This window comes from Kitasatospora sp. NPDC058032 (assembly GCF_042885845.1).
Classification (GTDB): domain Bacteria; phylum Actinomycetota; class Actinomycetes; order Streptomycetales; family Streptomycetaceae; genus Kitasatospora.
The window spans coordinates 1-1,792 of sequence record NZ_JBHVRK010000050.1 but is presented as its reverse complement, the minus strand read 5'-3'; the positions used below and the strand labels follow the sequence as shown (position 1 = coordinate 1,792).

The following is a 1,792-nucleotide window of genomic DNA, read 5'->3' as shown; positions in this document are numbered from 1 at the left end:
GTCATGTGCTGAACGTGGCGACGGCGAATGGCTTCAACCCGCAGGGTGAGCCGGTGGCGAGTCCTCCGGCGCAGGAGGACGTCCCCGTCGCATCTGCGGCGAGCCTGTCGCTGACGAAGAAGGCGAGCACTGCCGGTCCGGTGAATGTGGGTGACACGATCACGTACACGTACACGGTGACCAATGCGGGTACGGCTGCGGTGCACGACCTGACCGTCACCGATGACCATGTCTCGCCGGTGACCTGCTCGGCGACGACCCTTGCCGCCGGTCGGAGCACGACCTGCACCGGCAGCTACCTGGTGACGGCCGCCGATGCGGCGGCGGGACACGTCACCAATGTGGCGACGGCGAACGGTCTCAACCCGCAGGACCAGCCGGTGCAGAGCCCGCCCGCGCAGGAGACGGTGACGGTCACGTCTGTGGCGAGCCTGTCGCTGGCGAAGAAGGCCAACACCGCCGGTCCCGTCAACGTGGGTGACACGATCACGTACACGTACACGGTGACCAACACCGGTACGGCTGCGGTGCACGACCTGACCGTGACGGACGACCGGGTCTCGCCGGTGAGCTGCTCGGCGACGACTCTTGCGGCCGGTCGGAGCACGACGTGCACGGGTACCTACGTGGTGACGACCGCCGACGCCGCGGCCGGCAGCGTGACCAACCACGCCACGGTGAACGGTCTCGACCCGCAGGGTGAGCCGGTGGCGAGTCCTCCGGCCGAGGAGACGGTGACGGTCACGTCTGTGGCGAGCCTGTCGCTGACGAAGAAGGCGAGCACTGCCGGTCCCGTCAACGTGGGTGACACGATCACGTACACGTACACGGTGACCAACACCGGTACGGCTGCGGTGCACGACCTGACCGTGACCGATGACCGGGTCTCGCCGGTGAGCTGCTCGGCGACGACTCTTGCGGCCGGTCGGAGCACGACGTGCACGGGTACCTACATGGTGACGACCGCCGACGCGGCAGCCGGCAGCGTGACCAACCACGCCACGGCCAACGGTCTCGACCCGCTGGACCGGCCCGTCCAGAGCCCGCCGGCGCAGACCACGGTGACGGTGAAGGGCGTGACGTCGAGCCTGTCGCTGACCAAGGAGGCCGACACGCCCGGCCCGGTGCACCCCGGTGACACGATCACGTACACCTACACGGTCACCAACACCGGCACGACCACGCTGACCGACCTGACCATCAGCGACGACCGGGTCTCGGACATCAGCTGCGTCGAGACGACCCTCGCTCCCGGGCAGAGCACGACCTGCACCGGCAGCTATGTGGTCACCGAGCAGGACGCCAAGGAGGGACACGTCACCAACCGGGCGACGGCCAATGCCTTCGACCCGGACTGCCGGCCCGTCCAGAGCCCGCCCGTCGAGCTCTGCATCACCGTCGAGGAGTGCCCGCCTCCGCCGCACCACGGCCACGCGTACGAGTACGGACTCGACTACGGGCACGAGCGTCCTGAGTACCTCGACTACATCGACCACCTCGACCACTTCCGCTACTTCGGCTACGCCGAGGCCGCGTGATACGCGGGCGATCCGGGTCGATCGGGTCGATAGCCGGCCCGGGTCCGGCAACCGGTCCGTCGCCGTCGCTCCGGCGGCGTCGGGCGGTGCCTCCCGGGCGCCCCTCCTGCCAGGTCGCACGGCCGCCTCCGCGACCTCGTCCTGACGGGGCAGCGGCGGGGGCCGGGGGCCCCCCCGGGGGGGCGGCGGGCGGGGGCGCGCGCCCCCCGCGGGCCGCGCGCGGCACGGTGAAAAAAAAACAAAAAGCCGCAGAC

The 1,792-nt window shown here is 70.0% G+C and carries 1 pseudogene; it reads left to right on the top strand.

Going from position 1 to position 1,792, the window contains the following annotated elements:
* Positions 1-1,538: pseudogene (locus ACFVUH_RS36795) on the top strand (hypothetical protein); the annotation flags it as partial.
* Between the last annotated feature and the right edge of the window lie 254 nt (positions 1,539-1,792).